The organism is Clostridium sp. FS41 (genome assembly GCF_000954015.1).
In the GTDB taxonomy this organism is placed as follows: domain Bacteria; phylum Bacillota; class Clostridia; order Lachnospirales; family Lachnospiraceae; genus Enterocloster; species Enterocloster citroniae.
Genome location: NZ_JYHN01000043.1, coordinates 1 through 21,471, shown reverse-complemented (window position 1 = coordinate 21,471; position 21,471 = coordinate 1). Strand labels below are relative to the sequence as shown.

21 protein-coding genes are annotated in these 21,471 nt (G+C 50.4%); 3 read left to right on the top strand and 18 right to left on the bottom strand.

What is annotated here, in order from left to right; all coding sequences use genetic code 11:
• Positions 1-24: 24 nt before the first annotated feature.
• Positions 25-1,140 carry a hypothetical protein gene (locus CLFS41_RS06755; protein WP_045091840.1) on the bottom strand — a complete coding sequence of 372 codons (1,116 nt, stop codon included), beginning with the start codon at positions 1,138-1,140 and terminating at the stop codon, positions 25-27.
• 302 nt (positions 1,141-1,442) lie between these two features.
• Between CLFS41_RS06755 and CLFS41_RS06750 the strand changes: the two genes are divergently transcribed.
• A complete protein-coding gene (locus tag CLFS41_RS06750; protein ID WP_007868598.1) occupies positions 1,443-1,955 on the top strand; it encodes a superoxide dismutase family protein in 513 nt (170 codons plus the stop codon).
• Between the two features lie 146 nt (positions 1,956-2,101).
• Here CLFS41_RS06750 and CLFS41_RS06745 read toward each other — a convergent pair whose 3' ends face one another.
• The 6 genes from CLFS41_RS06745 to CLFS41_RS06720 all read right to left on the bottom strand — a co-directional run bounded on the left by CLFS41_RS06745 (position 2,102) and on the right by CLFS41_RS06720 (position 8,479).
• A complete protein-coding gene (locus CLFS41_RS06745) occupies positions 2,102-3,082 on the bottom strand; it encodes a tRNA-dihydrouridine synthase family protein (RefSeq protein WP_007868600.1) in 981 nt (326 codons plus the stop codon).
• A gap of 158 nt (positions 3,083-3,240) precedes the next feature.
• Positions 3,241-4,398, bottom strand: coding sequence for a Gfo/Idh/MocA family oxidoreductase (locus CLFS41_RS06740; RefSeq protein ID WP_045091839.1), 1,158 nt, complete (start codon positions 4,396-4,398; stop codon positions 3,241-3,243).
• A 4-nt stretch (positions 4,399-4,402) separates the two neighbouring features.
• Positions 4,403-5,482: a Gfo/Idh/MocA family oxidoreductase gene (locus CLFS41_RS06735; RefSeq protein ID WP_045091838.1), complete on the bottom strand. Its 1,080-nt coding sequence runs from the start codon at positions 5,480-5,482 to the stop codon at positions 4,403-4,405.
• Between the two features lie 22 nt (positions 5,483-5,504).
• Positions 5,505-6,785 carry a TRAP transporter large permease gene (locus CLFS41_RS06730; protein ID WP_007868615.1) on the bottom strand — a complete coding sequence of 427 codons (1,281 nt, stop codon included), beginning with the start codon at positions 6,783-6,785 and terminating at the stop codon, positions 5,505-5,507.
• Positions 6,782-7,282, bottom strand: a complete 501-nt coding sequence (locus CLFS41_RS06725) for a TRAP transporter small permease subunit (RefSeq protein ID WP_045091837.1) — start codon at positions 7,280-7,282, stop codon at positions 6,782-6,784. Before CLFS41_RS06725 ends, CLFS41_RS06730 begins: the two co-directional genes overlap by 4 nt.
• A 96-nt stretch (positions 7,283-7,378) precedes the next feature.
• Positions 7,379-8,479, bottom strand: coding sequence for a TRAP transporter substrate-binding protein (locus CLFS41_RS06720; RefSeq protein WP_045091836.1), 1,101 nt, complete (start codon positions 8,477-8,479; stop codon positions 7,379-7,381).
• Positions 8,480-8,672: 193 nt separating this feature from the next.
• On the opposite strand from CLFS41_RS06720, the gene CLFS41_RS06715 reads away from it, so the two are divergent.
• Entirely contained in the window at positions 8,673-9,536 is an 864-nt protein-coding gene (locus CLFS41_RS06715; protein WP_045091835.1) for an AraC family transcriptional regulator, read from the top strand.
• A 14-nt stretch (positions 9,537-9,550) separates the two neighbouring features.
• On the opposite strand, the gene CLFS41_RS06710 is transcribed toward CLFS41_RS06715, so the two are convergent.
• From CLFS41_RS06710 to CLFS41_RS06665, 10 genes are all read right to left on the bottom strand, one after another.
• The gene (locus CLFS41_RS06710) at positions 9,551-10,642 is read right to left on the bottom strand and encodes a beta-propeller fold lactonase family protein (RefSeq protein WP_161797484.1); all 1,092 of its coding nucleotides are present in this window, start codon (positions 10,640-10,642) and stop codon (positions 9,551-9,553) included.
• On the bottom strand, positions 10,599-11,963 hold the full coding sequence (locus CLFS41_RS06705) for a mandelate racemase/muconate lactonizing enzyme family protein (protein WP_007868627.1): 1,365 nt from the start codon (positions 11,961-11,963) through the stop codon (positions 10,599-10,601). The genes CLFS41_RS06710 and CLFS41_RS06705 overlap by 44 nt, the downstream gene beginning before the upstream one ends.
• Positions 11,964-12,008: 45 nt before the next feature.
• Positions 12,009-12,803 carry an SDR family oxidoreductase gene (locus CLFS41_RS06700; RefSeq protein WP_007868629.1) on the bottom strand — a complete coding sequence of 265 codons (795 nt, stop codon included), beginning with the start codon at positions 12,801-12,803 and terminating at the stop codon, positions 12,009-12,011.
• Positions 12,784-13,611 carry an SDR family oxidoreductase gene (locus tag CLFS41_RS06695; RefSeq protein WP_045091833.1) on the bottom strand — a complete coding sequence of 276 codons (828 nt, stop codon included), beginning with the start codon at positions 13,609-13,611 and terminating at the stop codon, positions 12,784-12,786. Before CLFS41_RS06695 ends, CLFS41_RS06700 begins: the two co-directional genes overlap by 20 nt.
• A gap of 22 nt (positions 13,612-13,633) precedes the next feature.
• Positions 13,634-14,566 carry a demethylmenaquinone methyltransferase gene (locus CLFS41_RS06690; protein WP_007868640.1) on the bottom strand — a complete coding sequence of 311 codons (933 nt, stop codon included), beginning with the start codon at positions 14,564-14,566 and terminating at the stop codon, positions 13,634-13,636.
• A 23-nt stretch (positions 14,567-14,589) separates the two neighbouring features.
• Positions 14,590-15,348, bottom strand: a complete 759-nt coding sequence (locus tag CLFS41_RS06685; protein ID WP_045091832.1) for a glucose 1-dehydrogenase — start codon at positions 15,346-15,348, stop codon at positions 14,590-14,592.
• 11 nt (positions 15,349-15,359) lie between these two features.
• Complete coding sequence (locus CLFS41_RS06680; protein ID WP_045091831.1) at positions 15,360-16,706, bottom strand: extracellular solute-binding protein; 1,347 nt, start codon at positions 16,704-16,706, stop codon at positions 15,360-15,362.
• Positions 16,707-16,836: 130 nt separating this feature from the next.
• Positions 16,837-17,688, bottom strand: a complete 852-nt coding sequence (locus CLFS41_RS06675; protein WP_045091830.1) for a carbohydrate ABC transporter permease — start codon at positions 17,686-17,688, stop codon at positions 16,837-16,839.
• Between the two features lie 17 nt (positions 17,689-17,705).
• Positions 17,706-18,626, bottom strand: a complete 921-nt coding sequence (locus CLFS41_RS06670; RefSeq protein ID WP_052665641.1) for a sugar ABC transporter permease — start codon at positions 18,624-18,626, stop codon at positions 17,706-17,708.
• Positions 18,627-18,646: 20 nt separating this feature from the next.
• Positions 18,647-19,627, bottom strand: coding sequence for a mannonate dehydratase (locus tag CLFS41_RS06665; RefSeq protein ID WP_045091829.1), 981 nt, complete (start codon positions 19,625-19,627; stop codon positions 18,647-18,649).
• A 346-nt stretch (positions 19,628-19,973) separates the two neighbouring features.
• Here CLFS41_RS06665 and CLFS41_RS06660 point away from each other — a divergent pair, with 346 nt between their 5' ends.
• Positions 19,974-21,017, top strand: a complete 1,044-nt coding sequence (locus CLFS41_RS06660) for a LacI family DNA-binding transcriptional regulator (RefSeq protein ID WP_040417293.1) — start codon at positions 19,974-19,976, stop codon at positions 21,015-21,017.
• A gap of 235 nt (positions 21,018-21,252) precedes the next feature.
• On the opposite strand, the gene CLFS41_RS06655 is transcribed toward CLFS41_RS06660, so the two are convergent.
• Positions 21,253-21,471, bottom strand: a 219-nt coding sequence (locus tag CLFS41_RS06655; RefSeq protein WP_045091828.1) for an IS200/IS605 family transposase, incomplete at its 5' end; no start/stop codon positions are given.

Sequence of the window (21,471 nt, the reverse complement as noted above, 5' to 3'; positions counted from 1 at the left end):
CCCCAAAAATGTTTCCATCAGTTTTTATTGGTATTCCCGGTACTGCCATCCGCCTTTTAGCTGGTATACGGCTCCGGGAGCCAGACTGTCGTATTGGATGTGTTTGATGTGAGGATTTTCCTCATTATAATATGCCTTCATGATCCGTTCCACCTCCTGGTTGTCCATGTCAGTAAAGCAGCGCCTTACCATGGCCTGGGGGGCCAGGCCTGTAACGGACAGATCCACCTTGTACCAGTTTCCATCCGCCTGTACATAGACAAACATATGGTCCTTGTCCTCATCATCCGGAGCACAGAAGCAGTTCAGTCCCATGGACCTGGCAAGAAGCTGGTAGGCCACGGAGATCCCTTCACACACCGCCTTATGGTTCACAAGGCACCCATATGCCGTGAAGGAGGGATCGCCCGTGGTGTCTTCTCCCGCCACAAACCGGTTATAAAGATCCTTATCATAGGTACAGCCGGAGGCAATATAAAAGGCCGCATTCCTGGCCCGCTCCAGTTCGCTTGCATTTCTCCACTGATAACTGTTAAGATACTCCCGTATCACCAGGGCAAGACGGTTGCGCTGCTGCTTATAGGTATCGCTCCCCACCCCTTCCTGGTAGAGGGGCACCCCGGCCAGCACCAGAAGGCTGTCGCCATCCACCGCCATTTCCCCGGTCCCGATCTGGTCGCTCTCCCCGTATAACGCTTTGCACAGGTTATCGGAAAGGCCGAAGTAGTTGTACAGCCCATAATTGTAGTCCTGTCTCAGGCGGCGCTCCATCACGGGATCCCCCTTTGAGTTATAGCTCATGATCACATCCACATACTGCAGCCCGGCCTTGTCCGCATAATCCTTTAGGGGATAATCCGCATCGTACGAAGCATATGGGTCATGGTTCACCCAGGCTCCGTCCTCCCCTACCTGGTATCCGTCCGGCGTGGCGGTATTGGAAAGCATCCGGCCGTTGGCATCAAAATAATACCACCGCCCATCTGTGTCCTGAAGCCATCCCTTTGCATAGGTCCCGTCATCCTGTCTGTATTTCCACTGACCAGATTCCGTTGTCCAGGTTCCGGCATACGCTGCGTTTGAAATAAAGATACTCAATGCCGCTGATACGGCAAGGATTTTTAAAAAATGTCTTTTCATAGCAATTCACTCCTGCCTTTTATAAATTCTTTATTTTCACTTTAGTTTCTTTATCGATTCTTTAGCGTGTGCTCAAACTTTGGCCACATTTTCCCTGTATAGTATTACTTGTAAGGTGATAGACCTTTTAAATATACAGGAAGACACTTTTTCATACCTATTGGCCGGCAGTTCCCCTTCTGCCGGCCCCCTCCATTTTATAAGCCGGATGTGACCAGGACATGCTATGGCAGCGCATGTTTGGTCACATTCTTTTTTTATCTGCATATGCTGTAAAGAATAAACTTTTTTAGGAGACCATTATGGATAACCAATCTGTCACTCCTGCTGATATCTTCGCAGATCTACTGCGCTTTCGGGCCCCTTCCGCCGTTGCCTGGGTAAGAGGCGGGGCATCCGCTCCCGCAATAAGCGGCCTTGTGAAATTCTATCACACACCTTACGGCGGTGTGCTGGTGGAAGCTGAGATATTCAACCTTCCCAACAAGAATATGCCTGGCGCCACGGATTTCTACGCCATGCACATCCATCAGAACGGCGACTGCTCAGACAATTTCGCCAACACGGGAGAGCATTATAATCCCACCAACGCCGCCCACCCCAACCATGCGGGCGACATGGTCCCCCTTCTTGGAAATGAGGGCTATGCATGGACGGCGTTCTATGACAAACGCTTTAAAATAGAAGATATCCTGGGACGGTCCGTTGTCATCCACAGCCATCCCGATGACTTTACCACCCAGCCCTCCGGCAATTCGGGCGGAAAGATCGCCTGCGGAACCATTATGAAAGCGGATTATACGGATCAGGTCTGATTCTTACATCTGGGGGCCGTTTTTCCGGAGTGTGTACGGAACTTCCCGGAGTATGCACAAAGCTTCCCGGAGTATGCACAAAGCTCCCCGGAGTGTGTCTGAATACCACCTCCAGACACACTCTGGAGTATAACACAAATTCCAGTTTAATACAATTTGAACCCGGCCCCTTCCACAATATCCAGATCCCTGAACACCTGGCTGACCGCGGCTTCGTATTCGCCGAGCCGCTGGGCCTTTTTTATCTTTTTGCCGTATTTCCCGTCATCAGAGAATATCCGGATCATGGATGCCCATATCTCTTTCATTTTAAACAGCACATTCCTGTCCCCGGACATGATCCCCCTGTATCCCTCATAGATCCGCTGGTGAAATTCCTCTAACCGGACCTTATCCAGAGGTGTCCCTGTCTCTATGGCTTCCACAAGACCGGGATTGGCTATGATCCCCCGCCCCATCATCACATACCCCAGTTTCGGGTATTGCTGACTCAGCCCCCTGAAATCCTCTGCCGTGAACAGGTCCCCGTTATAGCATACCGGGCTGCTGCCGTGTTCCAGGCCATAGCCGAACATTTCCCTGTCAGGGGTATTCTTGTAATAATCCGTGCGGACCCTGGAATGGATGATCAGCTGGGTCAGGGGATATTTGTTATAGATTTCCAAAAGGTGGTAAAACTCATCTGAGGAATAGATGCCCAGCCGTGTTTTGACCGACATTTCCATCCCCATCTTATCCAGTTCTTCTGTCACGGTTTCCAAAAACATATCCAGCGCATGGGGCATACTGAGAAATCCCGCCCCTTTGTTCTTGGATACCACAGTCGGCGAGGGACACCCCAGATTCAAATTCACTTCCCTGTAACCGTATTCTTTTAATATCAGGGCCGCCCTCAGGAAGTCTTCCGCCCTGTTTGTAAGGATCTGAGGTATCACGCAAAGCCCCCTGTTGTGTTCGGGCAGTATATCGTTTATCTCCCGGGAGCTCAGTCCGCCCTTCATCCCTCCCTGTGCCCTGGGCGATACAAAGGGTGTAAAGTACCGGTCCATGGGCCGGAAACAGGCGTGGTACGCGTTCCTGTATATATATCCTGTAAGCCCCTCCATGGGAGCCATGTAAAATTCCATTCTATGAGATCCGTCCTGTCTTTGGTTTATGGTCCCCCGGCATCCTGCCGGGCGCATAGCAAGTATAGCATATCCGGACCCCAAATGCAAAAATATGCCCGGACTGTTTTAACTTTACAGCCCGGGCACGGATTTTCTTTTCTCGGTTGTCTGTTTCCTTACTTACCAACATCCCTTCCCAGCGTGATCTCCACCTTCTCAAAATTTTCTACACTCTTTGTCTTCTCGAAAAAGTGGGGCATTTCCCGGATCATGGTGGATTTGCTGTAAAACGGGTCATCGCAGGCCAGCGGCAGTTTTACGGTCCTTTGGGTGGCCGCTGATTTATAAATGGCGGCAATGAGCTCAATGGATTTCCTGCCCTCCTCACCGCTGGTAAGAAGCGCTTCCCCGCCCTGGATGGCTCCCAGGAAATTTCCGATCTGGGCCTCATGGCCTTCACGTTTAAGTTCCGGTATGCTCAGGTATGCCTGCTCCAGCATCTTCAGCCCTTCCTCATCCTGCTCAGGGAAACCGTTGGGCAGGGGCTTGGAGGCAGCCGGTTCCCAGGGAATGGAGAGACGTCCCTTCTCTGTCTGGAAGATCAGTTCCTGCTCCTCCCCGTGGTCCACAATGGAGGTGGTCAGCTGGGCCATTGCTTCCGGGTAATTGAATACGGCTACCCCCACATCCTCCAGTTCCGAATTGTGGTGTCCCACATTTCTCATACATGCCATCACTGATTCCGGCATTCCCATCATCCACTGGAGAAGGTCGATGTGATGGACCGAGTGGCTGGTAAAGCTTCCCCCGCACTCGCTCTCCCAGGTTCCCCTCCACCACAGGTCATAGTAGTTCTCTCCTCTCCACCACAGGGAGTTGACGATCGCATGGGTCACCCTGCCGCCCGTCCCTTCCTCCAGCATGCGGTGGACTCTCTCCATAGGCGTCTTAAAGCGGTTCTGGCACACCACGCTTAAAAGCCTGTTGTTTTCCCCTGCAGCGCGGATCATCTTATCACATTCCTCCAGGGAGCTGGCCATGGGCTTTTCCACCAGCACATGGCACCCATGGTTTAGGGCATGGATGGCCGCCTCACAGTGGGCCGAAGGAGGAAGGCAGACAGATACCACATCGATCCCCCCCTGATCCAGGGCTTCCTCCAGACTCTTATACGCCCGGGCGTTCTGTATTCCTTTTTTTTCCAGAAGTTCCTCCGCCTTATTCACATAGAGATCGCAGACCGCCCTGATCTCGCAGTCCCCGCCAAACTCTTTGTACGCATCAATATGGACGCCTGCGATAGCTCCGGCTCCCACGATTGCAATACCTAACATCCGCTCACCCCTCAATTCTCTCTGCCGCCAATTCCGCCTCAATGGCCAGTTCAATGGCTTTAAATTCCGTATCCTGGTCAAAGGCCGTATCTGTCCTGTCCAGACAATCCCTGATCAGTCTTCCAAAGAATGGGAAGCCGATGAGTCCGGCTGCCTTTATGTGCCGCTCCCCTTCGTGGTTGACCAGGTACAGGTGATCCCCCTCCCTGTCATTTGCCACATCCAGGTATTTGCGTATCTCAATGTATCCGTCCGTTCCCACGATCAGGGTCCGCCCGTCTCCCCAGGCTCCCAGGCCGTCCGGCGTAAACCAGTCCAGACGGGAATAAGCCGTGGTCCCGTTGTCGCAGTTCAGCATCATGTCCCCAAAATCCTCAAATCCGGGAGTCTCCTTATGACCATAGTTGGCAACCCTGCTCTTTTCCACCACCGCGTCCCTGGCTCCCGCATAAATCAGGATCTGTTCAATCTGATGGCAGCCGATGTCCACCAGGATCCCCCCATACCTGGATTTGTCAAAGAACCAGCCCGGCCTGGTGGAGACAGAGGCCCGGTGAGGTCCCCAGCCCATGATATTGATCACCCGTCCGATGGCCTGTTCCTTCAATAGCTTTTCAGCATATACCGCGGCCTCCACGTGACGCCTTTCGCTGTAATACACCGCGTATTTCCTGTTGTATGCTTTCACGGCCTGTCTGCCCCTGTCCAGCTGTTCCCTGTTGATCAGGGGCGGTTTGTCCGTGAAGTAATCCTTTCCCCTGGCCATGGCCTGTATCCCCAGGTCACAGCGCTCTGACGGCACGGAGGCCGAGACGATCATCTTGATCCTCTCATTGTCCAGGATCTCCTCCAGGGAGGAAGCGGTCCTGGCCCCAGGGTATCTTTTGCAGAATGCCTCTGCTTTTTCCGTGTCCGGGTCATAGACCAGATCGATCACAGCACCCGCCTCAGTGAGTCCGTTGCTCATTCCGAATATATGTCCGTGGTCCAGTCCCACTACTCCCACATGAAAATCATCCTTGCCGCACACAGGGGCCGCATGTCCCCTGGGCGCATAATTTTGTCCGTCTGCTTTTATCTGCATGATGTCCTCCCTTATCCCATTTCTATCTCATAAGTCCGGGCAGGAATGTCACAATGCCCGGCACAAATATCATAAGTGCAATAGCCGCAAGGATCACCAATATGTATGGCATCAATGGCTTAACGCTCTTTTCCAACGGCAGGCCCGCCACTCCGCAGGCGATGAACAGGAAGGTTCCCACCGGCGGCGTGATGGCGCCGATCTGCATCACAATGACCATGATAACGCCGTAATGGATGGGATCAAACCCAAATGCACCCCCAACCGATACCACGATTCCCGCAAACATGGCAATGAGTATGGTGGGATCCAGAAAACATCCCAGGATCATGAACACAATGATCAGGAACAGGGTGGCCAGATAGGGATTGCCCAGCGTGTTCACCGCAAAGTTCAGCACTTCCTGCTGAAGCTGCATGCGCACCAGCACATTGGCAAGGACGCCTGCGGCTGAAATGGTCATGAATACCACGGCGGTGGTCACAGCGGAATCTACAATGATCTTTGGAAGGTCCCCTACCTTCAGCTTCCTGGATACAAAGAATCCGTAGATCAGGCCGTAGGCAATTGCCAGGACTCCCGACTCAGTGGGGGTTACGATACCGAACACAATACCCAGCAGGATAATGAGGGGCATGATCAGGGCACCCAGGGACTTCCAAAAGGTCTTTATGAAATGGATCATGGAAAAGCGGGTAATAGGAATGTCATATCCCCGTTTCCTGTAGGATACATAGTTGACACCGCACTGCATGATACCAATGAGGATTCCGGGCACCAGCCCTCCCAGGAACAGCTTTGCAACCGGTGTCTCGGTGTAAAAGGAATACAGGATCATGGCAATGCTGGGCGGAATGATGGGGCTGAGCATGGATGATCCCGCTGTAACAGCAACCGCATAATCCTTGTCATATCCCTGTTTTTCCATGGCAGGAATCAGCATTCCCCCGATGGCCGAGGCATCCGCGGCGCCGGAGCCCTGGATACCGCCAAAAAGCATGGAGGTCAGGATATTTACATATCCCAATCCGCCCTTAAACTGCCCCACGGCCGCATTGGCAAAGTCCACCAGCTTATCCGTGATCTGGGCCTTCATCATGATATTTCCCGCCAGTACGAAAAAGGGAATGGCCATCAGGGAAAAGGAGTTGATGCTTCCAAACATGCGGATGATCACCAGCGAAAAGGGGATGTCCATGGCTACGATAAAAATAATGGCCGTGATAAGGGTGGACATAAAAATGGGAAAGCCCAGAAATATAAAAAATAAAAGCACTAAAAACACAAGCGTGGCCTGGATCATTTTCCCACCTCCTCTTCGGCGCCGTCCTTCCATCCAAACAGCTGCACTGCATACTCCAGTATCAGGTAAAATCCTCCCACGGGAACAGCCGCATAGAACCAGGCAATGGTTATGTCAGGAAGATTTTGCAGCATGTTGGTGGTATTTTTCATCACATGCATGGCCCCGGCATAGGTCACCGCAGCAAGGGCAGCGATCACCACCGCGGTGGCGCACTTCTTGGCGACCTTCATCTGGGACTCCGAGAGAAAACGGTCCAGGAAAAACTGTACGCTTAAGTGGGATTCCTGCTTTACTCCCACGCTGGCCGCCAGAAATGCCACCCAGATGGCCATAAGCCGTATGATTTCATCCCCCCAGGCAAAGGGCTTTAAGTCCGCGGAAGTAAAATACCGCAAAACGATCTGCACAAAGCTGAGGATCACAATGTATCCCAGCATACCGATAATTGCAACGGACCGGATCTTATCCAATATCCAGTATATTTTCTTAAACATGTCCTGCCTCCCATACATTGAGCACTGTTTTTAAAAATTGCCGCCCGGTATCACTGGCCAGAGCCAGCCGGGCGAAAATCCATTAAAGTCCACTCCTTACTTCTGCGCTTCCAGGATCATATCAATAAAGGAATTCCAGTTGTCTCCCTTTGCCCTGTATTCTTCCAGCATTGGTGCGCACGCTTCCTTCCACTTGTCGATGTCCTGGATCTCAGTGATCACAACGCCCTCTGCCTTCATCTCTTCCAGCGCCTTATCATTGTCCTCATCATCAATACGCGCCTGATAGGCAACCGTCTCATCCACCGACTCCATGATGATCTGCTGCAGATCCTGGGGAAGGCTATCATACCAGTCCTTATTAAAGAAATACATGATACAGGCCATACAGTGGTTGGTCACGGCCAGGTTTTTGGCGTTGTCCTGGAATTTCATAGAGTTGATCATGGACGGAGACGCCTCCATCCCATCCATTACCTTTGTCTGAAGAGCTGTATAAACTTCGTTCCAGTCCATGGTGGTGCCGGACGCTCCCAGGCAGTCGAACATGGAAATGTAAATGTTGTTGGGACCTCTCATTTTAAGCCCCTTCATATCCTCCAGCTTGGTAACAGGGGCAACGGTAAGCATGTCCCTTGCGCCCATGGACTGTCCGCCGCAGGCTACAAATCCATGCTGCTCCAGGCGTTTGGATACCTCCGGCTCCATGGCCTTGATAACTTCGCGGTATTCCTCATTGTCCTTGAACAGGAATGGGAACTCAAACATCTGAAGCTCAGGCACCCACACTCCTGGTCCGGTTCCCGGCGCTGCCGCCACCATCTCCAGAGCGCCTGCCTGGCACATTTCCACCTGCTCGGACTGGCTTCCCAGCTCATTCCCAAAGTTAGCCGTGGTCTTGATCCTTCCCCCGGATTTCTCCTCCACTGTCTTGCAGAAAAATTCCAGGGCACGCCCTATGGTTCCTGACTGGGCCTGGTTGGATGAGGTGCGCAGCTCATAGACCTTGCCGTCATCCGCCTTTGCCTCTGTTTCCTTGGATTCTTCCTTTGGCGCCTCCGACTGACCGGCCGCCTGGGTCTGTGCCGCCTGGGTCTGCGCCGCAGAGGTCTGGGTCTGTGCCGGCTTGGATGCGCATCCAGCCATCAGGGCTGCTGTAACGGCCACTGAAAGTGACAGTAATACTGCTTTTCTCATAATGTCCTCCTTTGTTTATGTTGCATTCAATTGTTTGACATAATTATAACAACCCAATGGAACGAATCCCATAGTTATTAATGCGGAAAACATTGTGATTCGTGTTTTGATTTTTAGCCAAGTTCTATAGTATTTAGTTGTATTTGTTGAGATTAAGTGATAAATTATATAATAAACAGGGGGTTCTTATGAGATGAAATTTGAAAAGCATCCATTTTTAGCACACTTATATGAATTAGATTGCGATTATCGGGTCATGCTCTACTCCGATACCAGCAACAAGAATATCTACAGTCATTCCCATAACTTTTTTGAAATGTTCCTGCTGATCTCCGGCAGAATCGTATACAATACGGCGGGAACTTCCTTCTATCTGAAGCCCGGTGATTTTCTGTTTATCAACAGGCATCAGGAGCATTTTCCGGAAATGCTGGATTTCTCCATTCCCTACGAAAGGATGGCGCTCCAGGTGTCCCCCCAGGTACTGAAGGAACTGTCCATGGACGGGGTGGATCTGTCGGAATGTTTTACAACAGACACCTTCCGGGTCTACCATTATCCCCATCCCATCCGTTCCCGGCTCAGCAGCCTTCTGGACCATCTGACCTTCCTGTACAACAGCGAGGATATTTACGGTAAACGGATCCTGGGCCGCAGCTGCCTTGCCGAATTCTTTGTGGAAGTCAACAAACACAACAACGACCCTCACATCTTCTCATTCAGCCGGGACAACAAGGAGATGGGCCTTATGGCCCTGGTGGACCAATATTTTAAGGACCACATGGACCAGCAGATCACCGTGGCCCAGCTGTCTGAATATTTTTATATGAACCGGTACTACTTCATGCACCGGTTCAAGGAGATTTCCGGAATGACCATTTACCAATATATCCTGCGCCTGCGTTTAAATGAAGCCGAGGCCATGGTCCGCGGCGGAGCCTCTTTTATCTTTGCCAGCCAGCAGTGCGGGTTCGGGGATTATTCCAATTATTACAGGTGCTTTAAAAAGGAATACGGGGTATCCCCGCGGGAGTATTTTAAAAGCGAGCCGGGATAAGGACAGGGAAGGGATCACATGGGGGCAGCAAAGGAAATCTGCTGTGCATGAACGCTGCAAACCCGCCCCTTTAAAACACCGGTCCGGGGATCCCGCGCAAACACAGCCAAATCCCCGCTCCGCTCATTCGCAGCCAGCAAAAAGCGCTGCGACCGTGACAGGCAGATGTTTCTCGGCCAGTGTCCGCCGCTGTCATACGTTTTAACGTGCCTCAGGTCTCCGGTTTCTCTATCCCGGGCGAACAGCGTGACCGTATCCGGCCCACGGTCAGATACATAAACACAGCGCCCATCATCACTGATCTTAATATCCGCCCCGGCTGCTGCTTCCTGTGAAAAAAGCTCATGCCCAACAGGCAATACCTGCCGCTGCTGTGCATTCCGTTCTTCGTCCATGGAAAATGTAAAAACATGGTTGTTTAGTTCCGTGACAACATAAAGATTTTTTCCGTCCTTTGAAACGGCCATGTGACGGGGCCCCTCACCCCAAGGAAATATGATCTGCCGCTTTTTTTCCAGAAGCTTTATGCCTCCCTGCTCATGGACTCCGTAACAGAAGATCCGGTCAAGCCCCAGGTCCGCGACATATAAAAAACAATTGTCAGGGCTTAAAAGCGTGGAGTGGACATGGGAGACCCTTCCCTCAAACCCGGGTTCAAAATAATCTTCTCCGGGAAATTCTTCCCTGTCCAGATATAATTTTCCATGTTCCTCCCGGCAGAGCAAAAAGCTTCCGCTGTTATAGCCGGATACGGTGAAATACGGCGTACCCGGCCAGGGGGTAATATGGCAAAGCGATGCGCCCGGAACATGGAGATGATCCACAGGCAGCAAGCGCTTTTCATGTTCCAGCCAGCGGTACAGAGTGATCTGGCTGTCGCGGCTGACTTCGCTCACCCCAAGGATCATGCCGTCCCGGATTACAAGAAAAGAAGGATTGATGTCCCGTCCGCCTTCAAAAAGCGGGGTCAGTTCCCCGCTTTTTTCATCCAACTCATAGATCCGTATCCCTCCAGGCTGCCCCGGAGCAGTGTAGGAACCGGTTATGATCAGTTCCTTATCATCAGCTCCATAACCGGTCATGCGCAAATGTGGAATCCCATTCATCCGTTGCCTCCCATAATCCAGGAATACGGTCATTGTCAATGTGTTCTTTAATCACTTCGTCATTCAGCCCTTCAATCCCCAGTCCCGGAAGATCCGGCACTTTAATATAACCATTGTTTACAATAGGTTTATAGGGATATTCAACCAGGTCCTGCCACCAAGGAATGTCATTGGAGTGGAACTCCAGCGCCAGAACATTCTCCGTAGCAGCCGTGCTGTGGACTGCAGCCAGGCAGGCAATAGGCGTCTCCGCCATGTGGACGATCATTCCTACCCCGTATTCCTGGGCCAGGTCTCCAATCTTCTTGTTTTCCAAAATTCCTCCTGAAGTGAGGATATCCGGATGGATCAAAGACACTCCGCCGGCTTCCAGAAGCGGTTTAAAGTTCTCCTTTAAGTAAATATCTTCGCCAGTGGCGACCGGCACATTGACCGACCTTCTTAAGATCGCATATTGATCCGTATAATGCCAGGGAAGCGCATCCTCCATCCAGGCAATGTTATATTTTTCCAGCATTCTTCCCAGCTTAATGCACTCAGTCAGTCCGATATGCCCCACGTGGTCAACCGCCAGCGGTATCTCATAACCGATCTCGCTTCTCGCTTCCGCCACATAATTCTCAAGCCACTCCATTCCTTTTTGTGTGATCTGGATCCCGGTCCTGCAATGCTCCACACAGGTGATCTCCCTGCGCTTCTGGGCTGCAACGCGCGTATCCATGGTTCCGTGCATATGCTCGTGCTGTTCCCCTGCCGCTGCAAGCTGTTCCACAAACCCCAGAGGCGCGTTCAGGGCTCCCGGCACATCATAGAGAAGGTCAATGCCCAAATCCATCTTAAGCATTGTAAAACCTTTTTCCATCCTTGATTTTAATGCCTTTCCCATCTTTTTTCCGTCCGGTTTTCCAGCCACATCCGTGTCGCAGTAAAGGCGGATCTCATCGCGGAATCTGCCGCCTAAAAGCTGGTATACCGGGACCCCGTATGCCTTGCCTGCCAGGTCCCACAATGCCACCTCGATCCCGGACACGCCTCCGCCCTGGCGCGACTGCCCGCCAAACTGCTTGATCTTACGGAAAATCCTGTCTACATTACATGGGTTCTCTCCGATCAGGCGGCTTTTCAGCATCAGAGCATAACGTTTGTCGGCAAAATCCCGCACTTCTCCATATCCCACCAGTCCCTGATTGGTGTATACCTTCACCATAATACACTGCATAGGAGCTTTCCAGATATCCGCAAAACGGATATCCGTAATCTTTAAATCAGATGGCCGCGATCCTGTCTTCACATGGTCTAATGCCTCTCGCTCGTCCAACATAGTTTATTAACCTCCCAATTCTTTTTAATCTCTCACATTGATCTCTCACAACAACATGGCGGCATCATCCAGACGCAATGCAGCGCCATTGATGCAGTCTGCCCCCTCCGAAGCCAGGAACATGACAGCAGGAGCCACCTGCTCCGGCTGGATGATACGTCCCCACGGCCGTTCCGGCCGGTAGGGAAACAGGGGTTTTAGGCCCGCCTGTTCACCAGTGATCACTGATTGCGGGTTCCCGCTTTTAACTCCGATCTCCACTGCTCCAAGTTCAAGGGAATTGACTGTAATTCCCGTCCCTCCGCACTCCAGCGCCAATTCCCGGGTCAGCATTTTGATCGCCCCCTTTGTCATGGAATAACAGAAGTCAAAGGTTGTTGGCCGCTTTGCGTGTACGGAAGAAATATGAATGATCCTTCCCCAGCCCTTTTGCCGCATAGGCGAAAGCACCCTCTGGCTCATCCGCAGGTATCCGCCCAGGTTGACCTGGAAAATCGTGCGGATCTTAGCCGCGTCATAACCTGAAAAGTCAAGATTATACTGCAATGCAGCATTATTCACCAGAATATCAATTTCCCCCAATGCCCGGACCGTCTCCTGGTACAGGCGCTCGGCTTCCTCCGGGATGGACAGATCGGCCCGTATCAGGGTACAGTCCTGACCGAAGGCCCTGACTTCCTCAAATACCTGATACGCGTTTTTCTCACTTGACCGGTAGTGGACCGCAACCTTTGCCCCCTGCCGCGCCGCCTCCACTGCGATGGCGCTGCCCAGTCCTTTTCCCGATCCGGTCACCAGTATTGTCTTCCCTTTCAGGCTCTTAACCTCCACATCCTTCATCGCTCATCCTTTCATAAGCCCGTGCATTGGCCAGTTTGTCTAAATATTCCAGGACCAATCCGCTGTCCGCCCGGATTGCTTCCCCATTGACGGCAGCAGCATCCTCGGCCAGGAAACATACAATTTGAGAAATATCCCGAGAGACAGGGATATGTCCGTTGGGGATTTTGAAGGAATATCCGTCATAAAAATGAGAAATTTCATTTTGGTACAGCCGGTCTTCTCCTCCCATGGCCCCCACCTCAATGAGGTTGCAGCGGTTTCCTCCGGTCCCAAAGCTGACCGCCCCTTCCCGGACCATGTTTTTTAACGCTCCCATGTACATGCTGTTCAAAGGCGCTGCAGCACTTGGTTTGTCAGAATGGACCGACCCCAGAAAGATCAGGCTGCCGTTTTTCATCAAAGAGCCAAACACCTTTGCAGTTGTAACAACTGATGTAATATCCTCCTCCACCAAGCGGCCAAACTCCTCATGGGAGATTTGGCTCACCGGTCTGCACAGGATCTCGGGCAGGTTATTATAGAAAAGCACCCGAACTGATGTAAGGCTTTGAAACAGGCGCTGCACCTCTGCCTCATCCGCAAAGTCAACCTCCTCCGTTTGACAGAAACAGTTCCTTTCCCAAAACCGGTCCTTTGACTGAAACCGGTCCTCCAACTGAAACCGGTCCTCCGGTCTAACATTCTTTCCCTTGGGGACGCAGAGCATTAACCGATACCCATTTTCAGCCAGCAGCATTGCGGCATCCCTTCCAATTTCAGTTGTAACATCTGTAATAACCGCCGTCTTCAGACGCTGATCATCCATTATGTCCTTTCCTCTCATAGGGTCAGTGCAGTTTATAGTCAACAAGCCCATTTGACTGCTTGGGTCTTTCCGGGTTTTTCGCAATCCCCAGTTCCTCTGTCCAATCCAGTCCATAGCCGCGATATTTTTCAGCCTCCTCAGACTTCCCGTACCACCCCAGGAAATCCTCCATCATCTCCATGGTCCATGCATTATCGATCTGGGCGGATGTATACACTCCTTGCTTTAACCGCTCAAAACCAAAGATATCCTTTACATGGGACTTTTCCGCCGTTGCCGCCACATGCTCCGCCAAATGGGCCGGGATAAATGTGATCCCGCTGATGGTTCCGTGCACCACATCCCCCGGAAGGCACACCGCACGGCCGATCCGTGCCGGCGTGTTCATCCCGCTCATCATGACATCGCCAATGGGCGTGGGATCAACCCCGCGGTAATACACCTGGAAATCATCCATCTCCACAATCTGCTCCAGATCACGGATCCCTCCCCAGATCACAGCGCCGCCTGTTTCCGTCCGGGTTTTGATTGCCGTGGAAAGGTTCCCTCCCACATAAGTTCCAAATAAGATCTGGTCGCACATATCAACCACGATCACATCCCGCTTTACCAGGGTTTCAATCACCCATTGATTAAAGAATCCCCGTTTTCCCTCTACATTGCGCCCCTCGTCAAGCAGATTGTTGTGGACATCAATCCTTGTGGGGACCATAACCGTTGTCACCGCGCGCCCGATCAGACGGCCCTTTTCTTTGTCCTGATTGCTTCTTTGCAGATCGCCCTCAAACTGATGCATGTAACCCTTATTGATCAGGGCCATGACAGCCTCCTCGGTTGTCACTTCCTTCAGGCGGTCTAAAAGCTGGTCGCTGACCTTTGGACGGCCGTCCTCAAAGCGCTCCCCCTGCCAATCCTTTGTGAGAAACTCAATATCCTCTTTCCTGTTAAATCTCATACCTATTACCCTCACTTTTTTTATTATGCGTTCCGGAGGATAATCCCTCCGTCTACCAACAAAGAAGTCCCCGTTATGTATGAAGCGTCATCTGAGGCCAGAAAACAGACTGCTTTTCCGATTTCGTCCGGCTGTCCCATTCTGGGGATCGGGATCCCTTTTCCAGCCGCTGTCTGTTCTTCTTCCGTCTTTATTCCCGTTAATTCCGATACCACCGCGCCGGGCGCCACTGCGTTTACCCGGATCCGGTAAGGGGCCAGCTCCCAGGCGATCCCTTTTACCAACCCCTCCAGAGCACATTTGATGGCTGAATAGAACGACTGCCCGGGAAGAGGGGCATAGGCGTTGCATGAGGTGATCATAATAATCGTCCCGCCCCTCTTTTGGTCAGTCATAAGTCTGGCGGCCTGCTGGGTGCAGTAAACCGCCCCCAGCAGATTTGTCCGGCAAATGGATTCGATCTCATCTGATGTATTCTCCAGGAAATCCTTTACCGTGGTAATTCCTGCATTATTTACAAAAATATCAATACCCGTTTCCTTGACAAAGGTATTAAAAAACCTGAAAATCTCATCCTTGTCAGTGACATCCAGAGGGCATCCCCTTGCATCCCCTCCCATTTCCCGTATCATCCGGATCGTTTCCTGGATCCGCTGGTGTCTGCGTCCTGTCACCAGAACATATGCCCCCTGTCCGGCCAGCTCCAGGGCGATCCCCCGTCCGATCCCGGACGTGGAACCTGTCACCAGAGCAACCTTCCCCGACAAATTTTGTCCGTCCATTCCTTCTCCTTTTATTTTGCCTCTGCGGCAGCTTCCGCTCCCAGGGAATACAGATACTCCGCCGCGTCTTCCACAGACATATCTCCGATCATAACCGCCTCTCCCGTGGACTTAAACTCCGTATTCCATGTGGAAAATGCAGGCGGAACATCACTCCAGTAAGGGGTGGGATTTACCTCATCCGCTGTGATGATCTTATACAGCATCATGTTCAGCTTCTCATAAGTATCCAGATCCGGCTCAATGGATCCATATACCTCATCCGAAAGCGGAAGTCCCCGGGTGGTTTTAAGGATCTTCCCTGCCTCCACATCGGAGAGGAACCATTTGATAAAGTCCGCCGCTTCCTGGATGTGCTCAGACTGGGCGCTTACCGAGAAGAAGATCGTGGACTGTACCCATCCGGAACCGCCCTCGCCCTGAGGCAGGCATACGCCTCCCAGTTCATCATCCGGCAGCATTTTCCCAATGGTCATAACAGATCCCACGGAGATGCTGCGGGTCAGCACTTTCCCATTCAGGAAATAATCGTTCATGGGATCATACTCCACAAAGGAAAGGATCACCTCAGGAGGAGGGCATACCCCTTCTTCTACCAGATCCAGATAGAACTGCATGTACTCCTTATAGGTTTCTTTATTAAAATTGAACTCATTTCCTGCCAGTGTCTTTTCTCCCCCGTGGGATTGCACATATTCCTGGTAATACTGGTACCAGTTACACATATCCCATAAAGGATACACTCCGTCCGGGCATTTTTTCTTTGCCTCACGGCCCCAGGCGATCATCTCCTCCCAGGTCCATCCGTTTTTCGGCTCTTCAATGCCCAGCTGCGCCAATCTGGTTTTGCTAAAGACAACGCCCTGTCCGTTGCGGCTCAGGGGGATTCCATAGAGTTTTCCATCGATCAGATAATTCTGTTTTTCATCCTCGCCCACAAACTCTGCCAGATCAATATAGGGCGACAGATCCGCCAGCGTTCCATTGTCAACATACTGCTCTATGTAGGCTGCATCCATCTGGAGAACATCAGGAACCTCCTTTGAGGCAGCTAACACCGGCAGCTTCTGCCAGTATCCATCCCATCCCGTAAATTCCACATCAAAGGTAACGCCTGTATCCTGAGAGTAAAGATCCAGTACCTTTTGAGTGGCTTCATGCCTGCTGTCCGAGCCCCACCAGAAAATAGAAAGGTTGGAAGCGCCGCCTGACGGCTGCCCCTCTGTTTTTGCGCCTGGAGAACTTTGTGCCCCCGGATCCTGCTTAGGACTATCAACCGGCTTTGAACAGCCTGACAGTGCCAGCATTGCAGCAAACAGAGCCACCGCGACCTTTTGACCAATTTGTTTTTTCCTCATAATATTCCTCCTTTTTTTGATAGCGTACTCCGGAAATTTCCTGGTACTCAGATTTCTGTGCGGCCGGCAAAAAACAGCTGCAAAGGCGGGCGCCGGGGAGACTTCGAGAGTGCATGATAATATATTTGTTTTAACCCTTAATGCCTGAAGCTGCCACACCCTCTATGAAATCCTTCTGTCTTGTAAAGAACAGGATCAGGGAGGGGATGATCGAAAGCAGCGACATGGCAAATAATTCTCCCCATTTGATCTCCCACTGATCAACCAGCATCCGAAGGCCAAGTCCTACTGTAAATTTGGCCGGTGTGCTTAAATAGAGCATCTGTGAGTAGAAATCGTCCCAGCTCCAGATAAAAGCATAGATCGCCACGGTTGTCAGCGGCGCCTTTAACAGGGGTAAAATGATCTGGGAATAGATACAAAATGTTGATGCCCCGTCACATTTGGCCGACTCATCCAGCTCCCTGGGAATCCCCCTGATAAATTGGATCAGCAGGAAGATAAAGAAGGCGCCTCCGCCCAGGCAATAGGGAAGGATCAGCGGCACATAAGTGTTGACAAGGTGCAGTTTGTTATACATGATATACTGTGAGACAACGGTCACCTGGGAGGGCAGCATCAAGGTCATCATGACAACGGAAAACCAAAAGTTTTTAAACTTAAATTCCATCCGGCCAAAGGCAAAGGCCACCAGGCTTCCGGAGGTCACTGCCCCCGCCACATTGATCGACACAATGAACATGGTATTAAGGAACAATCTGCCAAAGGTCAGGCTGTTTGTCATTTGCCATCCCTTTATGTAATTGCTCAGTGTCCAGTTTACCGGCAGGAAATTACGGGACCCAAGCTCATTTAAAGGCTTAAAGGTTGCAAAAAACCACCATAAGATTGGAAATACCATGATCGCTGAGAGGAGGATCAGATCGATATGACTGACCCAATGGTTTTTATGCTTTTTCTGTTTTAAATCATTTTTCTCCACTGCAAATATCCTCCTCTCTAATTTTCATAAAACACCCAGAACTTTTGACCGATAAACATAACTGCCGTGAAACAGCCAACGATCCCAAGAAGTATCCATGCCATTCCGGCCGCATAACCCATCTGATAGGATGTAAACGCCTTTTCGTAAAGCATCAGCGCATATAGATATGTAGCATTGGCCGGGCCTCCCTTTGTGATCAGGAACGCGGAGTTAAATTGCTGGAAAGCTCCGATCAATCCATATATCAGATTGAAGAAAATGACCGGCGAGATCATTGGCAGCGTGATCTTAAAAAACTTGTGTACTGTTCCGGCTCCATCCATGCCGGCCGCCTCATACAAACTGTTGGGTATGGCCTTCAGACCTGCCAGGAAAATGATCATGCTGGATCCAAACTGCCACACGTTCAATAAGACAATGGTTGTCAGAGCATACTTTGGGCTGGTGAGCCATTTTACAGCTTCTATCCCAAAAATTCCCAGGATCGTGTTGATATATCCGTCTATGCCGAAAATATTTCTCCAGAGGACCGCTACCGCTACTGAGCCGCCTAACAGGGACGGCAGATAGATAAAGGTCCTGTACAGGTTCATCCCCCTTACGGCCTTATTCAGACGGGTTGCTACAAATAACGCAAAGACCAGTTTGAGAGGCACTGCCATGAGCACAAAACGAAACGTGGTAAACAGCGCTTTTGAAAACCCTCTGTCTCTTGTAAACATTTTGATATAATTTTTCAGGCCCACCCATTCCGGAGCCGTAAACATCGAGTAATCTGTAAAAGATAAATAAAAGCTATAGACCATCGGCCAGGCGGTTAGGATCAGGAATCCCAGCAGCCAGGGAAGCATATATAAGTAACCTTCCCAATCTTTCTTCCATCGTTTCCTGCGTGCTTCTTTGCCGATAACCTCTTTGCAGTTTCCATTTTTCACTTGATCCCCACCCTTTATTTTTAATTCATTTCCTTTTCAATCGCTTCCATCAGACCCATCATATATCCGGTGGCAAACAAGTTCCCGTTGGTCCCGTATCCCTGCTCCCCCACCGTGTCCAAATACATTGTGGGCACATGATCCGGACGGATCACCCCGTCAAATCCAATGTCGTAATAAGTTTTCATTGCCGTATACATGTCTGTTTTGCCAGTGTGGTGGAATTCCTCCCGAAAATGTCCGGGGCCGCCGGTCAAGTCTCTGAAATGTGCAAAAAATATCTTGTTCTGGGTTCCAAAATGCCGGATCGAATCAATGACATCTTCTCCCATGGCGGCAAAGGAACCCTGGCAAAGGGTAATTCCGTTGTATTCACTGGGCGCCAGATCAATTGCTCTCTGCATGGCGTTGACGCTGGTCAGGATCCGCTCAATGCCGCCAATATTGTCAACAGGCGGATCGTCCGGATGAAGCGCTAACTGGACACGGTATTTTTCAGCCCAGGGAACTACCTTCTTGAGAAAGTACTCCAAATTACTCCATAAACGATCCTGTGAAACGCGGCCTAGCTCTGTAATAGGACAGGCCGGGATCAGATCATTGTCAAAGCCGGTAACCGTAGCTCCTCCATCCAGCTTGATATTTGTATCAGTGCGAAACCACCCCCACACAGGCATCCAGTTATAACAAACCGTTTTTATCCCAAGTTCAGACATGTTCTTTAACAAGAGAATGAAGTGTTCAATGGCTTCATCACGCCCCTCTGATCCCAGCTTAACCTCATCCAGAAATCCAACACCTTCTACAACAGAAAATTCCAGCCCAAAACTCTCCATGGAAAGCTTTGTTTTTAAGAGCGGCATATAATCCCATTCATGGATGTAACGGGAAAAGCCGCCCGCCCATCCGGCACTGGTCACAGCGCAGCGCACCCCCAGCTGCTGAGCATGATGTTGTAAGATTTCATGTTTCGGATTAAAAAATGCATATCCAAGTTTCATTCCCCGCACCTCCATTTCAACGCCCCTTAAACGGATGCATTATTTTTGCACTATTGCATATTTACATTATCTATTATGCATTATCTATTATTTTTTGTCAATATCAATATGTCATTTTTTACATTTTTTATTTTTTGCGTGATTGTATTGTTGTTTTGCACTATTGTTTTTGATTTTATATTATATTATTGGATGATATGTTAAATTACATTTTTCGTAACAATTGTGCAATATTGCATATTTTATGGAATGCACTATTGCAAAATATGGTTGTACATTGTTTCAATTTATGATATGCTTAGAAAATAAGAGAAATTCAAATCCAGGAGGTTTGTTAGAAAACTTTATGAAAGAGAGACGTGTTACCATTACAAGCATAGCCACAGAACTGGGATTATCGAGAAATACAGTTTCAATGGCGCTTAGAAATGATCCAAGAGTCGCTGAAGAAACCCGGCAGAGAATCACTAATTATGTGCGCTCTTCAGGATATACAAAATTCACAGACAAAACCAGCCGCGAAGAAGCACCTGACCGTCCTCTGCGCATCCTTGCCTTACGGCGCCCGGACAGTTCCCCTTATTGGGATCGGATCTTAAATGGTCTTTCCGAAGAAGCCTCTCTTTACAATTGCAACATCAGTATTGCTGTCGTCACCCAAAAGAATATAGATGAACTGCAGCTGCCCTATTCTCCTAATGACGAGATTGACGCCTGCTTCTTTCTTCATAAATTTGGAACTGCTTATACACAGAAGGTGCTGAAAAAAAAGATGTACAGTATTTTTCTTGACCGTGAAGTATATACGGCATTAGAGCCAACCATGGGGGATGTGATCAAAAGCGAGAGCAGACGGGCTACCATGGAATTAACTCTAAGCCTGATCCGCCAGGGAATGACAAGGATCGCCTACTTAAACCCCTTTCATGTGGACGGCGAAAGCTTTTGTGACCGCTTTGACGGATACCGCGATGCGATGACGATCTCTAACCTGCCCCTGGAACCCCAGCTGATCACCACGCCGTCGCCGTTCCCATTGATGTCTTCAGCGGTACGCAGCGCATTTGAGCAGCTGATGATCGATCCTCCCCAGGCGGTTGTCTGCGTAAACGACATCAGCGCCATGTGTCTGTCGGAAATGATCATAAAAGAAGGCCTTCGGATCCCCCAGGATATCGCGATCACAGGCTTTGACAATGATGAGGCAAACTCGTTCCAGCCGTTTTTCACAACCGTTGACTGCCATGCGCATCTATTGGGAAAACGTATGATCCACCAGCTTTTGTGGCGCATCAAGCATCCTGATGCCCCTTATGAAACGATCACCGTTCAGGGAGAGATCATCTACCGTGCTTCCTCCCAGCGGAACGTGCAATCAAACATTTTCTGAAAAGCAATATGTGGAAGAAAAATGTGAGTCAAGACCACCGGCTTAGCCGGTGGCTTGTTCTGCCCCTATAAGGGGCTGTTACCTGCTTGCGCCCGGAAGGCGCACTGAAAAGTCTGCCTGCTGCACCACATTCTCAGCTGCCCTTAAAAGGGCATGTTCAGTGCTTCCTTACTCCGGCTTTGCCCCAATAGGGGCTTACTGGTTTGCTTTGACTTCCTACTGACTCTTAAGAGTCCTACTTCTTGTTTTTCTTCACCGGCTCGCCCGTAAACGGGTCTATGTACTCTACTAACGACATCTGGTCATATTCCAAGTCCTCTTTTATCTGATTTTGGATGTATGCCTTTATTGCCGCCGTATTCTTTCCTACTGTGTCCACATAATATCCACGGTACCAGAAATGACGGTTTCCGTACTTATACTTTAGGTTCGCATGCTTCTCGAATATCATGAG